The organism is Caballeronia sp. LZ033, from assembly GCF_031451265.1.
GTDB lineage: Bacteria > Pseudomonadota > Gammaproteobacteria > Burkholderiales > Burkholderiaceae > Caballeronia.
The window spans coordinates 972294-993033 of record NZ_JARUXQ010000003.1 but is presented as its reverse complement, the minus strand read 5'-3'; the positions used below and the strand labels follow the sequence as shown (position 1 = coordinate 993033).

Sequence of the window (20740 nt, the reverse complement as noted above, 5' to 3'; positions counted from 1 at the left end):
TGACAACCATCATGGCGAACCAGTACGACGCGGTGATCATCGGTGCGGGCCACAACGGCCTGGTCTGCGGCGCTTATCTCGCGCGCAAGGGCTTCAAGGTGTGCCTGCTGGAGCGTCGCGGGCTGGCGGGGGGCGCGGCGGTCAGCGAGGCCGTGTGGCCGGGGTATCGCGTGTCGGTGGCGTCGTACACGATGGCGCTGCTGCAACCGCGCATCATCGAGGAACTGGAACTGGCGAAGCATGGCTACGAGATCATCGTGCCGCCGCCGATGACACACCTGTACGGCGGCGGGCGCAGCCTGATCGTGCGTGCGGAAGGTCCGCGTCTGTTCGAGGACATCGCGCGCTTCAGCGCGAAGGACGCCGACGCCTACAGCAAGTATCGCGCGCACATGACGAAGCTCGGCAAGCTGGTGGCGGACATGCTGTGGGAAATCCCGCCCGATCCCGCCGATGGCGCGCTCGCCGCACGAAGCCGTCTGCTCGGCTTTGCGTGGCGCTTCCGGGACATGGGCGAGCGCTTCTACGACCTCTACGACGTGCTGACGCTTTCCGCGCGCGACTACCTCGCGCGCTGGTTCGAATCCGACGAGATGATCACTGCGATGGGCTTCTACGCCTCCTGCGGCGGCGCGGCCACGAGCATCTGCTCGCCGGGATCGGCGTATGTGCTGCTGCGCGGTTTCATCCGCGATCACACGACGCCCGCCGGTCCTGCCGGTTTCGTGCGCGGCGGCATGGGGTCGATTTCGGAGGCGATTGCCGCGTCGGGCAAGGCGCACGGCATGGAAGTGCGCTGCGATGCGCCGGTGGCCTCGGTCGAAGTGAAGGGCGAGCGCGCGACCGGCGTGCGGCTTGCATCGGGCGAACTGATCGAGGCGGGCTGCGTGATCTCGAATGTGGCGACCAAGGTGCTGTTCCAGCAACTGGTCGGCGCGGAGCATGTGCCGGCGGAATTCCGCACGCGCGTCGCACAGATCCGCGACCGTTCCACGGCGTTCAAGGTCAATCTCGCGCTGAATCGCCTGCCCGTCTTCAAGGACTTCGACGCACGCGCGGCCGGCTTCGATTACCCGGCGCAGGTGCGCATCGGGCCGTCGGTCGAGTATCTCGAACGCGCGTGGGACGCCGCCAAGTATGGCGAGATCGCGCCGCATCCGCCGCTCGTCGTGATGAGTCCGAGCGTGGTGGATCCGGGTGTCGCGCCCGAGGGCAAGCATCTGATGAGCATCTTCGGCCAGCACGCGCCCTATGCGTTGCGCGAAGGATCGTGGGACACGCAGCGCGAGCGGCTGGTCGAGATCGTGCTGGATACGCTGGCGCAGTACGCGCCTGACATTCGCGAATGCATCGACGCGGCACAGGTGCTGTCGCCCGTCGATCTCGAGCGCATCTTTGCGCTGCCGGGCGGCCACGTGCATCACGGCGAACTCAGCGCCGACCAGATCTTCTTCCGACGCCCGGTGCGCGGCGCGGCGGACTATCGGACGCCGGTCAAAGGGCTTTACCAATGCGGCGCGTCGGTGCATCCCGGCGGCGGCGTGACGGGGGTGCCGGGGCACAACGCGGCGCAGGTCGTGATGCGCTGCGAGCGGCATTGAGCGGCAACGAAGCAACGAACAGCGGATTCCGACGATGAACATGATCGAACTGAAGCAGGTCTCGCGGCGCTACGGCGACGTGCAGGCGCTCGCGCCGCTGGACTTCAGCGTGAAGCAGGGCGAATTCGTCACGCTGCTCGGGCCGAGCGGCTCGGGCAAGACGACGCTGCTCAATCTGATCGCGGGCATGGTGAAGCCTTCGTCGGGGCAGATCTTCGTGCGCGGCGTCGACATCACGAACGCGCCGCCGAGCGCGCGCGGCCTCGGCATGGTGTTCCAGAACTATGCGCTGATGCCGCACATGACCGTGTTCGACAACATCGCGTTTCCGCTGCGCGTGCGCAAAGTGCCGAAGGACGAGATCCGCCGCCGTGTGCACGAGGTGCTCGACATGGTGCGCCTGCCGGACCTGGCCGCGCGCAAGCCGAAGGAACTCTCGGGCGGACAGCAGCAGCGCGTGTCGCTGGCGCGCTGCATCGTCTATAACCCGGCGCTGATCCTGCTCGACGAACCGCTCGGCGCACTCGACAAGAAGCTGCGCGAACAGATGCAGTTCGAGATTCGCCGGCTGCATGCGCGGCTCGGCATCACGATGCTGAACGTGACGCACGATCAGGACGAGGCGCTTTCGATGTCCGACCGCATCGTGCTGATGAACGAAGGACGCGTCGAGCAGATCGCGACGCCCGACGAGCTGTATCGCGCGCCACGGACGGCGTTCGCGGCGAGCTTCATTGGCACGGCGAACCTGATTGCGGGCACGGTGCAGGAGAGCGGCGGCGAGCACATCGTGGTGTCGACCGCGCTCGGCATGCTGCGCGCGGCGCGCGGGGGGAACGGCGTGTCGCGCGGCGCGGCGGTCAAGTTGCTGGTGCGTCCGGAGAGCGTGCGGATGATGCCGGCCGCATCCGGCGAAGAGGCGCAACGGGAGCCGCGCCACGCCGGCACGCTCGAAGATTCGATCACGCTCGGCAGCGTGGTGCGCCATCACGTGCGCCTGCCGGGCGACATGCAGATCGTCGTGCAGCAGCAGGGCGGCAGGCACGGCGCGGCTCATGCGCGGGGCGCGCCGGTGATGCTCGACTGGGCGCCGGAGGATTGTCAGGTGATCGCGCAGGACTAGCGTCAGCCAGGGCCAGACCCGCGGCGTGCAGTGCGCCGCGCTACGAGGATGGGTTTCAGGAGAACACGATGACAACACAGTCGCCGACCGTGGAGGACGAACTCGTCCGTCGAAAACGGCAGGAACAGCTCGCGTTGCCCGAGTCGCTCGGGCAGTTCGTGCGCGAGCAGGCCGCGCTCTACGGCGGCAAGACCGCGGCCGTGTGGTTCGAGCGCGGGGTCAGCATGACCTACGCCGAACTCGATCGCGCGGCGTCGCAGCTTGCCGATGCGCTCGTCAGGCGCGGCGTGCGCAAGGGCTGTCACGTGGCGCTGATGTTGAAGAACGCGCCCGAGTTCCCGGTGACGTGGATCGCGCTCGGGCGCATCGGCGCGGTGATGGTGCCGGTGAATACCGCCTACACGCGCGATGAAATGCGCTTCGTGCTCGATGACGCCGACGTCCAGTATCTCGTGATCGATGAGGAATACGTCCCGCGCCTGGAAGGCTTCGACGCACTGCCCGGACTGCTGGCATGGGAACGCGTGATCGTGAGCGGAGCGTACGGCGCGCGCGCCGACCTGCTGCAATGGCAAACGCTGCTGGCTTCGGGGCGCGCGGACTTCGCGGCGCCGGCGCATGTCTCCCGCGACGATCTGCTGAACCTCCAGTACACCTCCGGCACCACGGGTTTCCCGAAGGGCTGCATGCTGAGCCACGACTACTGGATGATCCACTGCCACGGCGCGGCGCGGCATCGCCGGGGCGCGGACGCGGGCATCGAGAACGTGCTGATCTGGGCGCCGTTCTTCTACATGGACCCGCTGTGGCAGTTCCTGATGACGCTGAAGCTCGGCGGCACCGCCTACATTGCGGAGCGCATGAGCCTGACGCGCTTCATGTCCTGGCTGATCGACTATCGCATTCACTACTGCATCTTTCCGGAGCCGGCATTGAGCCAGCATCCGCGCGGTCCGGGCGATGCCGCCGTGTGCCTGAAGTACATCAGCATCTATGGCTGGACCCGGCCGGCGCGCGAGGAAGTGCAGGCGCGCTTTGGCGTGATCGCGCGTGAAGGCTTCGGCATGACCGAGGTCGGGACGGGCGCGCTGGTGCCGGCGTGGGCGGGCGAGAAAGCGCTGGAACGCACCTGCGGCCTGCCCGCGCCGTTCCGCGAGCTGCAGATTCGCCGGGAAGACGGCAGCCCCGCGCAGGTCGATGAAGTCGGCGAATTGTGGATACGCGGACGCGGTATTTTGTGGGGCTACTACAAGCGGCCCGAAGCCAACGCCGAAAGTTTCGACGGCGACTGGTTCCGCACCGGCGACCTGTTCCGGCGCGATGCCGACGGCTTTTATTACATCGTCGGCCGCATCAAGGAGATGATCAAGCGCGCGGGCGAGAACGTCTCGGCGACGGAAGTGGAGACCGTGCTGCGCAGCATGGACGCCATCGACGAAGCTGCCGTCGTGCCCGTGCCCGATCCGTTGCGTCGCGAGGAAGTGAAGGCGTATCTGAAGCTGCGCGAAGGTTTCACGCGCGCGGAGGTGACGCCCGCTGCCGTGTTCGAGCATTGCGCGCGGCATCTCGCGGCGTTCAAGGTGCCGCGTTATCTCCAGTACATGGAAGGCGATTTTCCGCGCACGCCTTCGAGGAAGATCGCCAAGAAGCGGTTGATTGCCGAGACGGCCGATCCCTTCGTGAACACCTACGACCGCCAGGAAGCGCGCTGGCGGTGACCTGATTTGTGCAGGAGTCTCTCATGTTCGTGGACTTTTCGAGTCGTCCGCCCGTGTTGCAGTTCAACGGGCCTGCGGACCATCTGTCGAATTACCGGCGCGTGTATCAGGGCACCGAGGCGCAGGCGGCCAGCACCGTCTGTCACGATCCGCTCGCCGACTACCTCGCGATCTACGAGCGGCTTCAGGCGCGGCACGTCGTGCTCAAGGCGCGCGACCTGACCAGCACGTTCGGCGTGAAGATATCGAACGAGGATGTGGCCGCGTTCTGCCGCAAGCATGGCGAGCGCTATATCGGTTTCGCGGGTGTCGATCCGCATGCGGGCGCGACGGCCGTCGCCGAGTTCGAGACCGCCGTGCGCGAGCTCGGCCTGCGCGGCCTCAATGTGCAGGGCTTCGAACACCGGCTGGCCATCGACGACCCGCTGCTGTTTCCGCTGTATGCGAAGTGCGTGGAACTGGACGTGCCGGTGAACATACACTGCGGCGCGAACTTTTCCACCCATACGTCGATGATGTACGGTCATCCGGCCGCGCTCGACCGGGTGATGATGGCGTATCCCGGCCTGCGCGTGTGCGCGTCGCCGCCGGGCTGGCCATGGGTGCAGGAACTGCTGGCGGTGGCGTGGCGGCATCCGGGCGTGTGGATCGGCACGGTGGCGGTGCGTCCGAAGCTGCTGGCCACCGCGCATTCGGGCTATGAAGCCTTGCTGCAATACGGCCGGACCGTGCTGAAGAAGCGCATGATCTTCGGCTCCGCCTTTCCGATGATGCCTGTTGAACGCGCTCTGGAAGAGTTCGATGCGCTGGAGATGGCCGACGAAGTTCGCGAGGACTGGCGCTGCCATAACGCGCTGGCTTATCTCGGTTTGTGACGGCGGTTTTTGCGTTACGCTGACGGCTCTTCTTCGCGCGAAAGGAGCAGTCATGAGCGAATGGAAACCCGCGTCGTATCCGTCGGTGAGCCCGTATCTGGTGTGCGAGCAGGCGGAGAAAGTCATCGACTTCCTCGAACAGGTGTTCGAAGCGGCGCTCGTGCGCCGCTTCGACCGGCCCGATGGCTCGCTGATGCACGCGGAAGTGCGCATCGACGACAGTATCGTGATGATCGGCGGCGGGGCGGCCGGGCAGGTGTCGGCGGGAACGCATGTTCATGTGTACGTGCGCGATGCGCAGGCGGTCTACGAGCGCGCGCTGCGGCAGGGCGCGGAAAGCGTGCAGGCGCCCGGCCGCAAGCGTGACGACGATGATCTGCGCGGCGGTTTTCGCGACGCTGCCGGCACTACCTGGTGGGTGGCGACGCAGTGAACGGCTGAATCGCCGCCGTCCTTTTGTATCTCACTGTATCCGCCCGTCGCGACGATACACGTCGATTCACAACCGCCCGTCGGCGAAACACGGCAGATACGTCCCGCAGTTCAAATACCTCCAGGCCCGAACGATCCGAAACACACAGCGGATCACAACAGGCTCTTCCCAACAAATCCATTGGAGGTAAGTCATGAAACTCATCTCGTCGCTGATCGTCGCCGCCGCTGTCGCGCTTCCCGCTTTGTCGTTCGCGCAGTCGAACCAGCCGCTGACGCGTGCCGAAGTCCGGGCGCAACTCGTCGAACTGCAACAGGCCGGCTACGATCCGGCAAGCGACCAGACGCAATATCCGCAGAACATCCAGGCGGCCGAAGCACGGCTGAACGCCGCGAAAGGCAGTTCGGCATACGGCGCGGTGGCGGATACCGGCGTGGTGTCGGGCGCGCGCTCCAATGCCGCTTCGGGCGATACGACGGTCATCGGCCTCGGTTCGGTGTACGCCAGGCCGTAAGCGTTCCTGGCGGTATCCAGGCGTTCTTCTTCGAGCCCGGGCGGCCTATGCCGTCCGGGCTCGATGCATGTCGGGACCAGCAGAAAGCCGCGTTGCGCACCGCCGAACCGGGTCCGCACCGCAAGCGCTTCACGGAAAATCGGTATCATCCATGTCCTCCGGCGGCGAATTCGCCAAATGTAACAACGCATCGCAGACTCTTGCGTGCGACGCCACTGATTTTCGAGGCGCATATGCCCAACGACGTAGACACCATCACCGACGAGCAGATCGCGTCCATCGCCGCTCGGCTCACCGAAGAAGGCCGCAAGGTTTCCCCGCTGACCGTCCGGGCAGAGCTGCCCGGCGCGTCGATCGTCGCGATCGCGGCCGGCCTGCAACGCTGGCGCGAGGCGCGTCAGCCCGAGGTGCCGCCGCAGCAGGACCCGAGCGGCCTGCCCGACGACCTCGCCGAAACGCTCGTCAACGTGGCGCGGCGGCTGTGGACGGTCTCGCGCGACGAAACCGAACGCCTGTCCGGGCAGCATCTGAGCGTGGTGAGCCAGCGGCTCGCGACAGCCCTTTCGGACCGCGACGAGGCGCTCGCCGAAATTCAGAAATCCGGCGACGAAGCCGCGAACTATCGACGGGAAGCCGAGGAAGCCAACAGCCGCCTGCGTGCTTCGGAGGAAGCGGCGGCGCGGCTGAAGGAAGAGTTTTCGCAGGCGAGCGCGCGCTTGCAGGCGATCGAGGCGCGCGCAGCGATGGAGCAGTCGCAATTGCAGGCGGTGAAGGAATCGCTCGAAGAACAGCGCCGCGCGAACGAGACACTCAGCGGGATGCTCGCGGGCAAGGATGACGAGATCGCGCGCCTTGGTCAGGAGCATGCGAACCTGCAGGCGCTGATGTCGGGCAAGGACGAAGAAATCGCGCGCATCGCTCAGGAGCATGCGAACCTGCAGGCGCTGGTATCGGGCAAGGACGAGGAAATCGCGCGCATCGCTCAGGAGCATGCGAACCTGCAGGCGCTGGTATCGGGCAAGGACGAGGAAATTGCTCGCATCGGTCAGGAGCATGCGAACCTGCAAGCGCTCATCTCCGGCAAGGACGAAGAACTGACGCGTATCGCGCAGGAACGCGACACGGCTCGCCAGGACCACGCGACGCTCAGCCAGTCGTCGCAAGTCCGTTCCGACGAAGCCAGCGCCCAGCTGCAAGCCGCCGAAGCGCGCGCCAGCGAAACGCTCCAGCGCATCGCCGCCCTCGAAGCCGAACTGAGCGAAGCGGGCGCCGCGTTGACGGCGGAACGCGCAGCGGCGTCCGCGCGTGGCGAGGATGCCTCGGCGCAGCGCGAGCAGGTGAGCCGCCTGCAAGGCGAACTCGAAGAAGCGCGCACGCAATTCAACCGCATCACCGAAGAGCGGGCGACGGAAAGCGCCGAACTCGCGCGCGTGTCGAACGAGGTCACGGCCCTGCGCGAGCGCGCCGAAACCGCCGAGAAGAACGCCACCGAACTCGCGCGGCGTCTCGTCGAAAGAGAGCAGGGCGAGGAGTCGGAACTGGCGTCGCTGCAGCGTCAGGTCGCGGCGCAGGCCAAGGCGCATTCGAAGTCCTACGACGAACTGCGCAGCAACGCGGAGCAGTGGGTCACGTACGCCAAGGACTTGCGTCAGCGTCTCGACGTGGCCAACGAAAAAATCCTCTTCATCGATGCCCGCAGCACCGGCGAAGTCGCGCTCATGCGACGTCTCGCGGTGGAACTGGAGCGCATGAAACCCGATCATGAACTCGTGTTCCGCGAGGCGCAGCAGAAGCTGATTGGAGACAAGATGTCGCAACAGCTCGCGCAGAAGGGTTATCGCTACGATCCGGCGACGGCGGTCATGTCGAAGATCGAAGGCTGACACGGCCATGAGCGCGACGATGCACGCCACGACGCTTAGTGTGTCCATCGCGCGCGACTGGCGCGAACTCTACGAGGCGATCTGGCGTCCCGAAGTCTTTCCGACCTGGGCTTCGGGACTCGCGCAATCGACGCTCGAAGCCGAGGGCGATCACTGGCGCGCACGCGGCCCCGAGGGCGACGTCCTGATCCGCTTCACCGCGCACAATGCGTTCGGCGTAATGGATCATCAGGTGACGCTGCCCGACGGCCACGAAATCACCATGCCCTTGCGCGTGATTCCGAACGGCGCGGGCGCGGAAGTGCTGCTGACGCTGTTCCAGCAGCCCGGCATGTCCGACGAGCAATTCGCCGCCGATGCCGACTGGGTCCGCCGCGACCTCGCCACGCTCGCCGCGCGTCATGGTTCGGCATAGCCTTCATCCTCAAGGCGTCCACCGGTACACAAGAATCTTCGCGCGCGCGTCGTCTTCCACCAGCACGACATATTCGCCATTGGCCCGGCGCGTCGCGCTGATACCCAGTTCCACGTCCACATAGCCGCTCGTCCCGCCGACATTGCCGCCCGGCGTCATCACGCCGACCGCCGCTCCGGTGCGCGCATCGTAGACATCGACCTTCTGCGTGTACAGCTCCGCGACGAACACATAGTCACCCGCCGTCGCGAGACCGACCGTCGTCACGGGCGGCGTGCTCGCGGTGTTCCATGGCAGCGCGATCGACCAGGTCATGACCGGCGCGCCGCCGCTCCAGTTGTCGTAGCGCGCGAGCACCGGGCCGGCTTCCTTCCAGCGCGAAGCATCGTAAGGGATGTTCTGCGTGAAGCCCGAGACATACATCGTGTCGGTGGCCGCGACATACAGCACGCGCCCGATGCGCGTGAACGGCGCGGGCATCGCGTAAGTCTTCGACGCGGCGTACGCATAGACCGGATTGCCGAACGCGTCGAAGCTCTGTATCGGCATCTGCCGGATGCCGCTCGTCGGCGTGCCGAACCACACCGCGCCCGCTGCATCGACCCAGATGAAGCTGTTGCCCACCGTGCTGCCCGTCGACGGATTGCCGGTGTATTCGCCATCGTCCATCCGGCCATCGCCGTTCAGGTCGCGCCACAGCCATTCGCCATAGGCCGGCTGGTTCGCCGGATAGCCGCCGGAGATGAAGCTCTCGGCGAACATGCCCGATGGAATCGCGATCTTGCCGTGAGCCGCGTCGAAGCGATGCACGTACAACTCGTGCGAGTAAGGATCGAGCGTGTAGAGATACGGGCGGTTGCCGTTGAGACGCCGCACCATCGGCTCGCCGCGCACGTCGCGGCCGATATGCAGTTCGGGATCGTCGGGATACGCGAAGCGGTCCACCGTGTAGGCCGCGTATTTCCACTGCTTGCCGGGCGCCTGGATCCAGTCCATCGTGAAGATCTTCGAACCGGTGTAGATGGTGTCGGGCGCGCCGGGATCGAAGTCGGCGCCGTCGACGAACACGAGGCCGTCCAGTTCCCACAGCAACGCGCGGGAGGTTCCCTTGAAGGCTTGCAGGACCGCGCCCGAACCGACCGACGCCGAATTCAGCGCGCGCGGGCCTTCGCCGTTCTGGCCCGCGTACAGGTTGCCCGCGGCGTCGAAGCCGATGCCCGTGATGAAGTTGAAGCGGCCCGGCTCGATGGTTCCGGGCACGGCATGACTCACGCCGTTCAGCGTGCCGACCGGCGTCAGCGCATGAAACGCCGATGCGGTCCTGCGGTACGGAAGAATCTGCTGGCCGGGGCCGATGTCGGCGATATACAGATCGCCCGATGGCGCGATCGCGATATCCGCCGGCACCGTGCCTGCCGGCAGCACGGGCGCGCCGCCGAGCAGGGCGCCGCTCGCCGCATAGTGCGCGATGGCCGGCTGCCCGGTCAGCGCGCCGGCGATGACCCAGAGCGAGCCGTCGCTGTCGAGCGCCATGCGTCCCGGCGACGGCACGTCGAATGAACGCTTGCGGCGCATCGTCACGGCATCGAACACGATGATGCGGTTCGCGTACTGATCGGCGACGAACAGCTCGGTGTCGTTCGCGGCCAGTCCGCGAATGCCGGCATCGGTGCCGGCGGGTACCGTATCGACGATCAGGAAGCTGTTCTTCGACGCATTCGCGCTGTTGCCCACGCCGCCCGCGAACGGCGCGCCCTGCGCGATATTGCCGGTCGACCGGCGCGTGATGCCGAACCAGGTATAGCCATTCGGCGGATAGTCCGCGCCGGTGAGGCCGCCGTTCTGATTGCCGATCGACATCGCCGCGTAAAGATACGCGCCGTTGGACGTCACGGCGTCGCCGCCCGCTGCGCCCCAGCCATGCGTCGCGCCGGCAACCGCAAGGCGGTCGCCGTTGCGATACGCCGCGATCTCGGCGCCGCTTTCGTCCCACGGCGAGTTCGTGTAGACGGTGCCGTCGGCGGCGACGTGCAGCGCCTGGATGTCCTGCTGCATCCATTTGCCGTCGCCGTAGCCCCAGGTGTTGCCGAGCCATGAGGTCGTATAAGCGAGCGGGCCGGAAAGCGCAGAGTTCGCCACGAGGCAGGCCAGAAGCAGAGTCAAGCGTTTCATTGCGTGTTCCTTTGCTCGATGTCGCGTCCAGTCTGCTTGTCGGCGCGCTGAAGCGATGCTTGAGACAGAGACGCCGAAGCACGGATCCGGTGCGCATCGGCTAGTATTCGACTCGGATTTGGACCGGACATCGGCGCGAGCGTTGAGATGGGAATGGACATGGATGGACGCGGCAAGGACAAGCGGTCGGACTGGGTGCGGCGGGCCGTGCCGGGCGAGGGCATCGAGCGCATCGAAGCCTGGTTCGGCGGCAAGGCGTACGGCATGCACCGGCACGATACCTACGCGATCGGCCGCACGCTGGCCGGCGTGCAGAGCTTCAATTACCGGCGCGGCCTGCGCAACAGCATCGCGGGACAAACCATGGTCCTGCATCCCGACGAAGCGCACGACGGCCAGGCCGGCACCGGCGAAGGTTTTCGCTATCGCATGCTGTATGTCGATCCGGCGCTCATCCAGGCCGTGCTGGGCGGCCGCGCGCTGCCGTTCATCGACGGCGGCCTGACCACCGACCCGCGCGTGTCCCGCGCCACGGAAGCCCTTTTGCAGCGTACGGAAGGCGCGTTGCCACCGCTCGAACCGCTCGAACGGCACGATGCGCTCACCGAACTGGCGCTGGCGCTCGCGCAGGCTTCCGGCACGCGATTCGCCGACGACACCGGTGACTACGCAAGCGCCGTGCGCGCTCATGACTTCCTGCACGCGCATTGCGACCGCATCATTACACTCGATGAACTCGAACGCGTGACAGGGCGCGACCGCTTCGCGTTATCGCGCAATTTTCGCAAGTTCTACGGCACAAGTCCGTATCGCTATCTGACGCTGCGCCGGCTCGATCTCGCGCGCCGCCTGATGCTCGCCGGCGCGCCGCTCGCCGACGTCGCCGCGCAGGCGGGTTTCGCGGACCAAAGCCACATGACGCGCCAGTTCACGCGCGCCTACGGCATGCCGCCCGCGCGCTGGCGGGCCATCGCAGCGCAGCGTTGACGGGCATCGCACGCCTGCACGATCGTTCAAGACCTCGCCGCCGGATGCGCGCACAGTAGGCTCCGTTCATATTCACGAAAGCACGGAGTCACATCATGCAGGCCATTCCCTCCACACGCGGACAAGGCATCGCCATCGATCCGCTCGACAAGGCGCGCCGCATCGACGGCTTCTGGCAACAGCGCGTCATCGCCGAAATGAACGACTACCAGTTCAAGGTCGCGCGGCTCGAAGGCGAGTTCGTCTGGCATCGTCATGCGGATACCGACGAGACCTTCATCGTGCTCGAAGGCGAACTGCGTATCGACTTCCGGGACGGTGCGATGACGCTGCGCGCGGGCGAAATCGGCGTCGTGCCGAAGGGCGTGGAGCACAAGCCGTTTGCCGCGAGCGAGGTGAAGATCATGCTGATCGAACCGCGCGGCGTGGTGAACACCGGCGATGCACCCAGCGACCGCACCGTGCCCAACGATCTCTGGATCTGACGCGCCCGCCTCTGGAACCGCGCCGGCAAGCTATCATGTGCGCATTGCAAAATGTGCCGCACAGGCCGGAGAACCATATGGCTGGACCTCAGGAAAGCGTCAGCATGGCGGTGTTCTGCGATTTCGAGAACGTCGCGCTGGGCGTACGCGATGCGAATTACGACAAGTTCGACATCCGTCCCGTGCTCGAACGCTTGTTGCTGAAGGGAAGCATCGTCGTCAAGAAAGCGTATTGCGACTGGGATCGCTACAAGAGCTTCAAGGCGTCGATGCACGAAGCCAGTTTCGAGCTGATCGAGATTCCGCACGTACGGCAGTCGGGCAAGAATTCGGCGGATATCCGCTTGGTCGTCGATGCGCTCGATCTCTGCTATACGAAGTCGCACGTCGATACCTTCGTCATCGTCAGCGGCGACTCCGACTTCTCGCCGCTCGTCTCGAAGCTGCGCGAGAACGCGAAGAAGGTGATTGGTGTCGGCGTGAAGAATTCCACGTCGGACCTGCTGGTCGCGAACTGCGACGAGTTCATTTTTTACGACGACCTCGTCCGCGAGCAGCAACGTGCGGCCGCCCGGCGCGAGTCGCGCGAAACGCGCGAGCCGAAGCGCGCATCGGAGCCGAAACAGGAAACGGAGGCGCGCAAATCGCAGGCAATCGCCATCACGGTCGAAACCTTCGAGGCGCTCGCGTCCGAGCGCGGCGAGAGCGGCAAGATCTGGGCGTCGGTGCTGAAGAGCGCGATCAAGCGCCGCAAGCCGGGTTTCAGCGAAACCCAGTATGGCTTCAAGGCCTTCGGCAATCTGCTGGATGAAGCGCAATCGCGCGGGCTGCTGGAAGTCGGACGCGACGACAAGTCCGGCGCGTTCGTGTTCCGTTCGGCGGTGGCGGTTTCCGCCGATGTCCGTCCGGCAGAGGTTCCGGCAGTGACGCAGGCGGAGCCGGTGGTGGTGCCGTCGCCGGTGACGCACGTATCGGTGGAAGCGGACGAAGCGCTTCCGGTCAGCGAGGCTGAATCGGCCGAAGGCGCAGGCAAGGCGAAGAAAAGGAAGGCGGCAGCGCCGCGTCGCGCGCGCAAGAGCGCCGCGCGGCAGGCGGTGGCGGAAACGCCGCAAGCACCGCAAGCGCCGCAAGCGCCAATCGCAACACAAGCACCCGAAGCCAGCGCGCCGGCGACTGACGCGCCCGTCGAGGAACCCGCGCCCGCCAAGAAGTCTTCGCGCAAATCGTCGTCTCGTGCGCCGTCACGCGCGCGACGCTCGCGCAAGTCCGAAGAGAAGCCCGTCGAGCAATAAGCATCGGGCCGAGTCACGACCCGTGGCGCGCCGCCGCATGTTCCTCGGCGCGCCAGCGCTGCCGCGAGCGGTACATCGTCGCGAGCGCGATGCGCGCCATCTTCACCCAGCCCGACGGACGCGGATCCGCCAGCATGCTGAGCGCCCGCGCGTAGTCCAGCGTGAGGCCGGGCGTCCAGGCCATCGTGGCGGCGCGCTTGCGCACCTGTGCGGCCACCCATAGCTCGGGCGTCGTCATGATGCGCACCAGCGGCCGCCATCCGCCGCCCGTACCCCACACGCGCGCCGATGCCCCTTCGATCGCCGCCTCCAGCGCCCGCGCCACCGTGCTCGAACAGTTGCGATAAGTGAGGTTGTAGGTTGCGTCGCGCCGATACTCGTCCCAGAAACGCGCCAGCCGTTGCGGATCGTAATTGCGGATGCGGACCTGCTGGGTCGAAGGACACCAGGCCGTCGATTCGGTCGCGTAGTCGGGTTGAAAGAGTCCAGGGACATCGTTCTCGCGCGTGGCCCGCAGCGTGCGCGAGAATTCGTTCGGCGAGCGATCGATCTCCACCGCCGGATACAGGCTGATGTACACGCCCTCGGGCGTTTCCAGCGCGGCGTGGCCGGTGGAGATGGTGCCGTTCCTGTCGATGGCGGCAATGTAGCGGTCCACGATCAATTGCCGTTTCGCCTGCGTCTTCGCCGTGCCGACGGGCGTCCACACATGCACGGTCAAGGCCGCTTCGTCGGCCGCGGGCGGACCGTCGTAGACGGCGTTCGCGAACGAGGGCGTGCTTGTCGGCTTCTGCGTCGCGCGCTGCACGGCGCCTTCGGCGGCCGGGTTCGCCGCCATGCCGCGCACCCGCGATGCGAGCAGGATCATGTTCCAGCCCGCGAAGAACAGTCCGAACGCGACGCAATAGGCCACCGTGCCCGCATAGTGATCCGGATAGGGCTGATAGAAAAAGATTGCAATGGCGATCTCGACGGCGCCGATACCGGCTGCCAGCCGCCAGCGGCGATACCGGACTACGCGCGCGGAGATGATCTGCAACGCGCCATCGACGAGAAACAGCGTGCCGAAGATGAGCGAGAGCGCGAAGTTGCCGTGTTCGCCGCCAATCAGCACGAGCAGCGCCGACAGGCAGAAGGTCGCGCCCTTGACGTAGCGCAGCGTGCGCTGTCCGCCCATGCCGGTCCACGCGACGGCCAGCGTCGCGAGTCCTTCCAGCAGCATCAGCAGCGCGAACGGGATGATCGGGAAGTAGAGCGAGCCGTCGAGCGCATCGGTGAAGATGACGCCGCCCAGCAGGATGCTGAGGAAGCCGAGCGTCAGCAGCGAACGCCAGCGGGAGCGCAGATAGTCGACGCCAAGCAGAATCATCACGAGACGAACCATCGCGTTCCTCCGTCTGATCATTCATGTCCTGTACGGGGCGGCCGCGCGTAGGGCAGGCGCGGCCACTCCTTATATAAGGCATCGAAGGTGCAGGCGGCAAGCGCGGCGAATGCGCAGAGGAAAACGCGTCTTCGATGACGGCGGCAATCGGTTCCGGTTTCGATCGGAAGGGTTCAGCGTGCCTCGGCTGCCGAAGGACGGGTGCCGTCGGCGTTGCCGCAATGGCGCATCAAGCGCGTTGCCGAATTCGTCGATGCGCATCTGGGCCGATATCGCGTCGAGCACCGGCCTCACGCGCATGCATTTCGCCGCGTAGTTCCGGCGCGCGACGGGCATGCGCCCGCATGAGTTCCTGTTGCAGAAGCGCGTCGAGTGTGCGCAGGCGCTGTTGCGCACGTCGCGGCACAGCATGCTCGACGTCGCGCCGGATTCCGCTCGCAGGCGCATTCACGACGGTCCATGGCCGCACCGGCAATCGCCTCAATCCATGGGGCACGTACGATCTTTCAGTTGAACGGCTTGCGTATCGAGGCGCCGCCGTTCCGGCGCAACGTGGCGCAGGCGGGCGAACGGCGCGCGGCCGTGAAGCTGATCGAGCGGCAGTCGAAGGCCACCGCCACGATCGAATGGCACGACGTCACGCGTGGCAGCTACGGCGATCCGGTCTATGCGCCGAACTCGCGGCCGGTGCCGTCCAATGCGGGCGCGATGATCCTGGCGTCGGTGCTCGACCAGGCGATGCCGCGATAAGCGCCACGCACGGCTCAGGCGCAAAGGTATGATCCGGCTTTACCTTCGCACGGCCTTGCGATGCTCGCGCTCAAGCTCACGCTGGTTCCGCTGTTCCTGTTGATCGTGTCGATGTCGGGAAGATGGTGGGGCCCGTCCGTTGCGGGATGGCTCGCCGGCTTGCCGGTGGTCGCCGGCCCCATTCTCTGGCTGCTCGTGCTCGCGCATGGACCCGCGTTCGGCGCGCACGCCGCGATCCTTTCTCTTTCCGCGATCTTCGCGTCGGAAGCCTTCAACTTCGCTTATGCGTGGACCTGCCGTTCGCGCGCCTGGCCGGTCGCGTTGAGCGCCGGGCTGAGTGCGTGGTTCGTCTCGGCGTGGGGCTTGTCGATGCTGCCCGCGTCGCCGGTATGGGCTGCGGCGGTGGCGCTGGGCGCGGTCTGCTTCGGGCAGTCGTTCCTGCCGCACAGTGCGGCGGTTGCGGCGGGCGTCCCGCTCGGACGGGGCGACCTGATCGGACGGATGGCCGCCGGCGCCTTGCTGACGCTGGCGGTGACCGCCTTGTCCGGCTGGGCCGGCGCCTCGTGGAGCGGGCTGCTCGCGGTGTTTCCGTTGCTGGGGATCGTGTTGTCGGTGTCGTCGCATCGCGCGCATGGACCGGACTTCGTCATCTCGCTGCTGCGCGGGATGGTGCTCGGCCGCTTCTCGTTCGCCGCGTTCTGCCTGCTGCTGTCGTTCTCGCTGACGCGCCAGCCGACGGCGCTCGCTTTCGCGGAGTCGGCGGCGCTGGCGATGCTTGTTCAGGCCTGCACGAAGCGGCTTGCCGTGATGCGCCGGCCGAAGGGCGTTGAAACGGCGGTCGCGGCCGCCGAGTGAGGCCGTCCGACGCAGCCGGCGCGAATTAAAGAGGTTCTTACAATTGCCGATATGCGTGGAGCGCTCTACGGAGCGGACAATCTTCACGGCATCGGACCATGCACGACCAACCATCTGGAAATCGAGGCCAGCGGCTGCTTGGCAATCTGCGGCGACTCTTCGGCGGCAATCATTGCAACCCGGCGGATATCCAGTCCGTCGCGGAAGAAAACGATGCCTACCGAGTATCGGCGTTCGTATCCTGGCAGTTCCATCACAGCGTGACGACGCAGTCCTGCGCGGGCAATGCCGCCGTGAAGGGCGGCCATTTCGATTACCGGACCGGTGACTTCCAGGCTCACTTGCAGCGGCTTTTCCAGCAAGCCCAGCGGGACCGCGCCATTCGCGGTCCGTTCATGCAGCGTGTGGACGCCGCGAGGAAGGAGGCGCTGGCATGGTCGAACGCGGCCCAACCTGTCCACGACTTCGGCGCCTGGTCCGTGTTCCGCCAGTGCGGCACCTGCGCCGGACGCGGGCAGGTTCGTTGCGGCGGCTGCGGCGGCGCGGGCAAGAGCACCTGCGGCGGATGCGGAGGCGCGGGCGGCCATAACCGCACCGTCACGCATACGCGCTGGAACGGACGAAACAACGAAACCTGTTCGCAGCACATCAGGGAGCGATGCGTCCGATGCCTGGGCGGCGGACGCGTGGTCTGTACCGGATGTGGCGGATCGGGGCATCGGCAATGCGGTTCATGCGCCGGCCACGGCTTCTTCACCGATGTCTCGCGGGTCCAGGCCGTCGCCCGTCCGGTGTGGAGCGTTCCGGCCGCGACGGGCCTGGCGGGCGATGCGCTCGCCGCGTCGCTGCGTGCCCGAGGGTCCGCCGGCGCGCCGGCACTCGTCGCGCTCGATTTATGCCGGACCGGCTACGACGAGCGCGACAACTGGGTCGTGCAGTACGACGGCACGGCCGAAGTGGTGGCGCTCGAACTGACCGTGCTGAAGCAGCGGTATCGCGTGGCGGCGGCGGGCGCGGTGCCCGTTCCGATCGTCACGCCGCCCGTGTTCGATCAATTGCTGTCGGCGGAAATGGCGCGGCTTGCGGCGGTCGCCACCGGCAAGCGCGGGCAAGCGCAGGTGCAACGGCAGGCCAAAGCGCTGTTCGCCGCGTTTCGGGCGGTTCCGGTGCTGGACGCCGGTCTGCGCGCGGTCGCGAAGCTCGACCGGAAAGGGCCGGTGGAACCCGCGTCCGCCATCGTTGGAGTCGCCGAAGGGTTCATCTCGCCGACGGCCGCCGAGGCCTTCGGCCGCGCAGCCTGCAATGTGCTCGACAAGGTCTCGCCCACGCATTCGCACCTCGCGTGGAGTCTCGTCGCGCTGGTTCCGGCGGGCGCGTCGTTCCTTTATGCGGCCCGCCTGTTCAATCATTTCTCGCTGCATGCGCCGTGGTCGGCGGTGCTTCCGTTCTTCGTGACGCTCATTGGCGCGCTGTGCGCCATGCTGATCGTCTCGCCGGCAGGCTGGCTGCTCAGCAGCCTGGTGAGCTACGCATGGCGGCTGCGGGTACCCCGGGAGTATCGCCAGCGTGTGCGCAACTGGGCGCCGTTGAAGCGGGCCTGCGGCTTCACGATGGCGATGTCGCTGACCGGCGTGATGGTGGGCCTCGGCGGCGCGCTGGGCTGGCTGCCGACCGTGCCACAGGCCGCGCAGGCTGCGACCGGCTTCGTCGTCGGCCACACCGAGCCGGGCTCGATGGCGAACCGCTATCTGATCCGTCTCGCGGCGCCCCGCGCGGATGCGCCCGCCCCGGTGCCGCTGACGCATCGCGAGACCCTGCAGGAAGTGCAGCGCATCCTGATCAGCAGGAAGATCCTGCGCGGCGATGCGGATGGCCGGCCCGGTCCGCGCACGAGCGCCGCCATTTCAGACTATGAGCGCCGCGAGCATTTGCCGCCGACCCTATCGACCGACGAGTTGCTGATGCACATGCGGCGCACGGGCGCAGGCCAATAAAAGCGGCGTGCCAAGACGTCGCCTGCCTCAACCCGCCTTCGCCCATTCGACGGCATCCGCGCCGGCGGGAATGCGCATCGGGCTCGACGGGTCCGTGGCCGCGCGCCACACGCCCTCGGCGACATCGCGCGAATAGGTGACGGTCGGGTCGTTCTCGAAGCGCTCGAACACCGTTTGCGCGAGCTTCGCGTAAGGCTCGGGGAAGCCGCTTTGCATGCGCGTCCGGGCGTTGTCGCCGAACTTCGTTTCAGGCGACCGTCCGGGCAGCACGATCCGCACGCGCACGCCGAACGGTTCCAGCTCCAGCGCGAGCGATTCCGAGAACGCGTTGACCGCCGCCTTGCTGGCCGTATAGACGGACAGCAGATGCAGCGGCCGCAGCGTCACGGTGGAGGTCACATTGACGATCACGCCTGAGCGGCGCTCGCGAAACTGTGGCAGCACGGCTTGCGTCATCGCGATGGTGCCGAGCGTGTTGGTCTCGAAGATCTCGCGCGCCGTGGCCATCGGCGTGGCTTCGACCGCATTGAGAAAGCCGATGCCCGCGTTGTTGACGAGCACGTCGATCGGCCCCGCGCTCGCGATGGCCTGGCTGATGCTGTGCGGATCCGTCACGTCGAGGGCGATGACGCGCAGGCGGTCGGACTTCGGCAGGATGTCTTCGCGCGGCGTGCGCATCGTCGCGATGACGTTCCAGTCCTGCTCCAGGAAATAACGGGCGATTTCGAGGCCGAAACCGGATGAGCATCCGGTGATCAATACGGTGGGCATGGCAAATCCGCAGGTGAGTGAATGAGTTCTCACGATAAGTCGACCAGGCCGGACTTGCTACAATCGAACGTCCAGTTTTCATTCGAGGAAGTCCGGCCATGATCGATCCGTTCGCGGACGTCGTCACCTTGTTGCAGCCGGTCGCGGCGTTCTCGAAGGTAGTGAGCGGCAGTGGCCGGTGGCGCGTGCGGCGCTCGGACGCGCACTTGCCGTTCTACTGCGTGGTGCTCGAAGGCGCGTGCCGTCTCGTGGCCAACGGCCGCGAGCCCGTCACCCTGCAGACCGACGACTTCGTGCTGGTCCCGGAACTGGACGAATTCACGATGTCGAGTCTCGAACCGCCCGAAGCCGACGAAGCCGATGCCGTTCCGGTCGCGCTGGCCGACGGCGGCTTCCGGATCGGCGCGGAAACCGCTCCGCGCGATATCCAGATTCTCGTGGGTCATTGCGTGTTCGGTTCGCCGGATGCGGAGCTGCTGGTTTCCTTGCTGCCGGAACTCGTGCATGTGCGCGGCGAGCGCCGGCTGGCTACGCTCGTCAAGCTCGTCCGGGAAGAATCGCGCGCGCAGCGGCCCGCGCGCGACATGGTGCTCGCGCGCCTGCTGGAAGTGCTGTTGATCGAGGCCTTGCGCTCCACGGGCACGGCGGCATCGCCGGGGCTGGTGCGCGGTCTCGCCGATGCCCGTCTGGCGCAGGCCATCCGGCAGATGCACGAACGTCCCGAGCGTGCCTGGACTGTCGTGGAGCTGGCGCGGGCGGCGGCGCTGTCGCGCTCGGCGTTTTTCGAACGCTTCAGCCGTGCGGTGGGTGTGGCGCCGATGGAATATCTGCTGTCGTGGCGCATGGCGCTGGCGAGGAAGCTGCTGCGCCAGAAGGAAGGCAGTGTCGCGAAGGTGGCGGAGCGCGTGGGGTATGGATCGGCGAGTGCGTTCAGCGTCGCGTTCACGCGTCATGTCGGCGTGCCGCCGACGCACTACGCACAGCAGCACGAGAGGCCGCCGGCAAGCCAGCAGTCCTCTCCGGGAACCTCGGCGTGATCGAGGCGAGGCGGGCCAAGGTTCCGGGAGAGGAGACGGAGCAGTCCGTCCCATCTCGTGCCCGTGCTCTTGTTGCAGCGATGCTCAGAGCTTCATGCCCTGAACCAGGCTGCCGACGGCGGTGAGCGACTTCGTCACGTTGGTCAGGTCGACGTCCGTATGCGTGGAGGCATCCACTTGCGTGACGGGCGCGACATTGGTTTGCGGGCTGGCGAACGACACGCCGCCGAGCTGGCCGTTGGCGTTGATGGCGTTGTTCTGGAACACGCTGCCGCCGACGATGGCGCCCATTTCGGCACGGTCGAGTTCTTTGCTGACGGCGAGGTTGTCGATCTTCAACATGATGGTTCTCCTGAATGGCTGGTTGGGTTGGTTGAGCATCATTCGTTGCGCTCGCAGCTACCTATGCGAGAGCTGTGCCAGCGCTGTGTGGAGAACGTTGAAGTCCTTG

The 20740-nt window shown here is 66.4% G+C and carries 19 protein-coding genes and 1 pseudogene; 16 read left to right on the top strand and 4 right to left on the bottom strand.

Annotation, left to right across the window (positions count from 1 at the left end):
- Positions 1–11: 11 nt before the first annotated feature.
- The 8 genes from QCE62_RS25765 to QCE62_RS25730 all read left to right on the top strand — a co-directional run bounded on the left by QCE62_RS25765 (position 12) and on the right by QCE62_RS25730 (position 8562).
- On the top strand, positions 12–1601 hold the full coding sequence (locus QCE62_RS25765) for an NAD(P)/FAD-dependent oxidoreductase (protein WP_309924634.1): 1590 nt from the start codon (positions 12–14) through the stop codon (positions 1599–1601).
- 34 nt (positions 1602–1635) lie between these two features.
- Entirely contained in the window at positions 1636–2724 is a 1089-nt protein-coding gene (locus QCE62_RS25760; protein ID WP_309924623.1) for an ABC transporter ATP-binding protein, read from the top strand.
- A gap of 68 nt (positions 2725–2792) precedes the next feature.
- A complete protein-coding gene (locus QCE62_RS25755) occupies positions 2793–4442 on the top strand; it encodes a class I adenylate-forming enzyme family protein (RefSeq protein ID WP_309924601.1) in 1650 nt (549 codons plus the stop codon).
- A gap of 23 nt (positions 4443–4465) precedes the next feature.
- Positions 4466–5317, top strand: a complete 852-nt coding sequence (locus QCE62_RS25750) for an amidohydrolase family protein (RefSeq protein WP_309924593.1) — start codon at positions 4466–4468, stop codon at positions 5315–5317.
- Between the two features lie 52 nt (positions 5318–5369).
- Entirely contained in the window at positions 5370–5750 is a 381-nt protein-coding gene (locus QCE62_RS25745; protein ID WP_309924585.1) for a VOC family protein, read from the top strand.
- 193 nt (positions 5751–5943) lie between these two features.
- On the top strand, positions 5944–6264 hold the full coding sequence (locus QCE62_RS25740) for a DUF4148 domain-containing protein (protein WP_309924578.1): 321 nt from the start codon (positions 5944–5946) through the stop codon (positions 6262–6264).
- Between the two features lie 233 nt (positions 6265–6497).
- Entirely contained in the window at positions 6498–8147 is a 1650-nt protein-coding gene (locus QCE62_RS25735; protein ID WP_309924569.1) for a chromosome partitioning protein ParA, read from the top strand.
- Between the two features lie 7 nt (positions 8148–8154).
- Complete coding sequence (locus tag QCE62_RS25730; protein ID WP_309924561.1) at positions 8155–8562, top strand: polyketide cyclase; 408 nt, start codon at positions 8155–8157, stop codon at positions 8560–8562.
- A 9-nt stretch (positions 8563–8571) separates the two neighbouring features.
- On the opposite strand, the gene QCE62_RS25725 is transcribed toward QCE62_RS25730, so the two are convergent.
- Positions 8572–10734, bottom strand: coding sequence for a hypothetical protein (locus QCE62_RS25725; RefSeq protein WP_409017914.1), 2163 nt, complete (start codon positions 10732–10734; stop codon positions 8572–8574).
- A 147-nt stretch (positions 10735–10881) separates the two neighbouring features.
- Here QCE62_RS25725 and QCE62_RS25720 point away from each other — a divergent pair, with 147 nt between their 5' ends.
- From QCE62_RS25720 to QCE62_RS25710, 3 genes are all read left to right on the top strand, one after another.
- Positions 10882–11721: an AraC family transcriptional regulator gene (locus tag QCE62_RS25720; protein WP_309924555.1), complete on the top strand. Its 840-nt coding sequence runs from the start codon at positions 10882–10884 to the stop codon at positions 11719–11721.
- A gap of 95 nt (positions 11722–11816) precedes the next feature.
- A complete protein-coding gene (locus QCE62_RS25715; protein ID WP_309924550.1) occupies positions 11817–12206 on the top strand; it encodes a cupin domain-containing protein in 390 nt (129 codons plus the stop codon).
- 77 nt (positions 12207–12283) lie between these two features.
- Entirely contained in the window at positions 12284–13498 is a 1215-nt protein-coding gene (locus tag QCE62_RS25710) for an NYN domain-containing protein (RefSeq protein ID WP_309924545.1), read from the top strand.
- 13 nt (positions 13499–13511) lie between these two features.
- Here QCE62_RS25710 and QCE62_RS25705 read toward each other — a convergent pair whose 3' ends face one another.
- A complete protein-coding gene (locus QCE62_RS25705; RefSeq protein WP_309924541.1) occupies positions 13512–14882 on the bottom strand; it encodes a DUF308 domain-containing protein in 1371 nt (456 codons plus the stop codon).
- 198 nt (positions 14883–15080) lie between these two features.
- Between QCE62_RS25705 and QCE62_RS25700 the strand changes: the two are divergent.
- The 4 genes and pseudogenes from QCE62_RS25700 to QCE62_RS25685 form a co-directional block, all read left to right on the top strand.
- Positions 15081–15329: pseudogene (locus tag QCE62_RS25700) on the top strand (helix-turn-helix domain-containing protein); the annotation flags it as partial.
- Positions 15330–15341: 12 nt separating this feature from the next.
- Positions 15342–15632, top strand: coding sequence for a hypothetical protein (locus QCE62_RS25695; RefSeq protein WP_309925306.1), 291 nt, complete (start codon positions 15342–15344; stop codon positions 15630–15632).
- A gap of 60 nt (positions 15633–15692) precedes the next feature.
- Positions 15693–16487 (top strand): hypothetical protein, encoded by a 795-nt coding sequence (locus tag QCE62_RS25690; protein ID WP_309924538.1) that lies wholly within the window; start codon positions 15693–15695, stop codon positions 16485–16487.
- A 98-nt stretch (positions 16488–16585) separates the two neighbouring features.
- Positions 16586–18481: a hypothetical protein gene (locus QCE62_RS25685; RefSeq protein WP_309924536.1), complete on the top strand. Its 1896-nt coding sequence runs from the start codon at positions 16586–16588 to the stop codon at positions 18479–18481.
- A 27-nt stretch (positions 18482–18508) separates the two neighbouring features.
- On the opposite strand, the gene QCE62_RS25680 is transcribed toward QCE62_RS25685, so the two are convergent.
- Positions 18509–19252 (bottom strand): SDR family oxidoreductase, encoded by a 744-nt coding sequence (locus QCE62_RS25680; RefSeq protein ID WP_309924534.1) that lies wholly within the window; start codon positions 19250–19252, stop codon positions 18509–18511.
- A gap of 98 nt (positions 19253–19350) precedes the next feature.
- Here QCE62_RS25680 and QCE62_RS25675 point away from each other — a divergent pair, with 98 nt between their 5' ends.
- The gene (locus QCE62_RS25675) at positions 19351–20289 is read left to right on the top strand and encodes an AraC family transcriptional regulator (protein WP_309924532.1); all 939 of its coding nucleotides are present in this window, start codon (positions 19351–19353) and stop codon (positions 20287–20289) included.
- A gap of 84 nt (positions 20290–20373) precedes the next feature.
- Here the strand turns inward: QCE62_RS25675 and QCE62_RS25670 are convergent, their stop codons facing one another.
- Positions 20374–20631 carry a hypothetical protein gene (locus QCE62_RS25670; protein ID WP_309924530.1) on the bottom strand — a complete coding sequence of 86 codons (258 nt, stop codon included), beginning with the start codon at positions 20629–20631 and terminating at the stop codon, positions 20374–20376.
- Between the last annotated feature and the right edge of the window lie 109 nt (positions 20632–20740).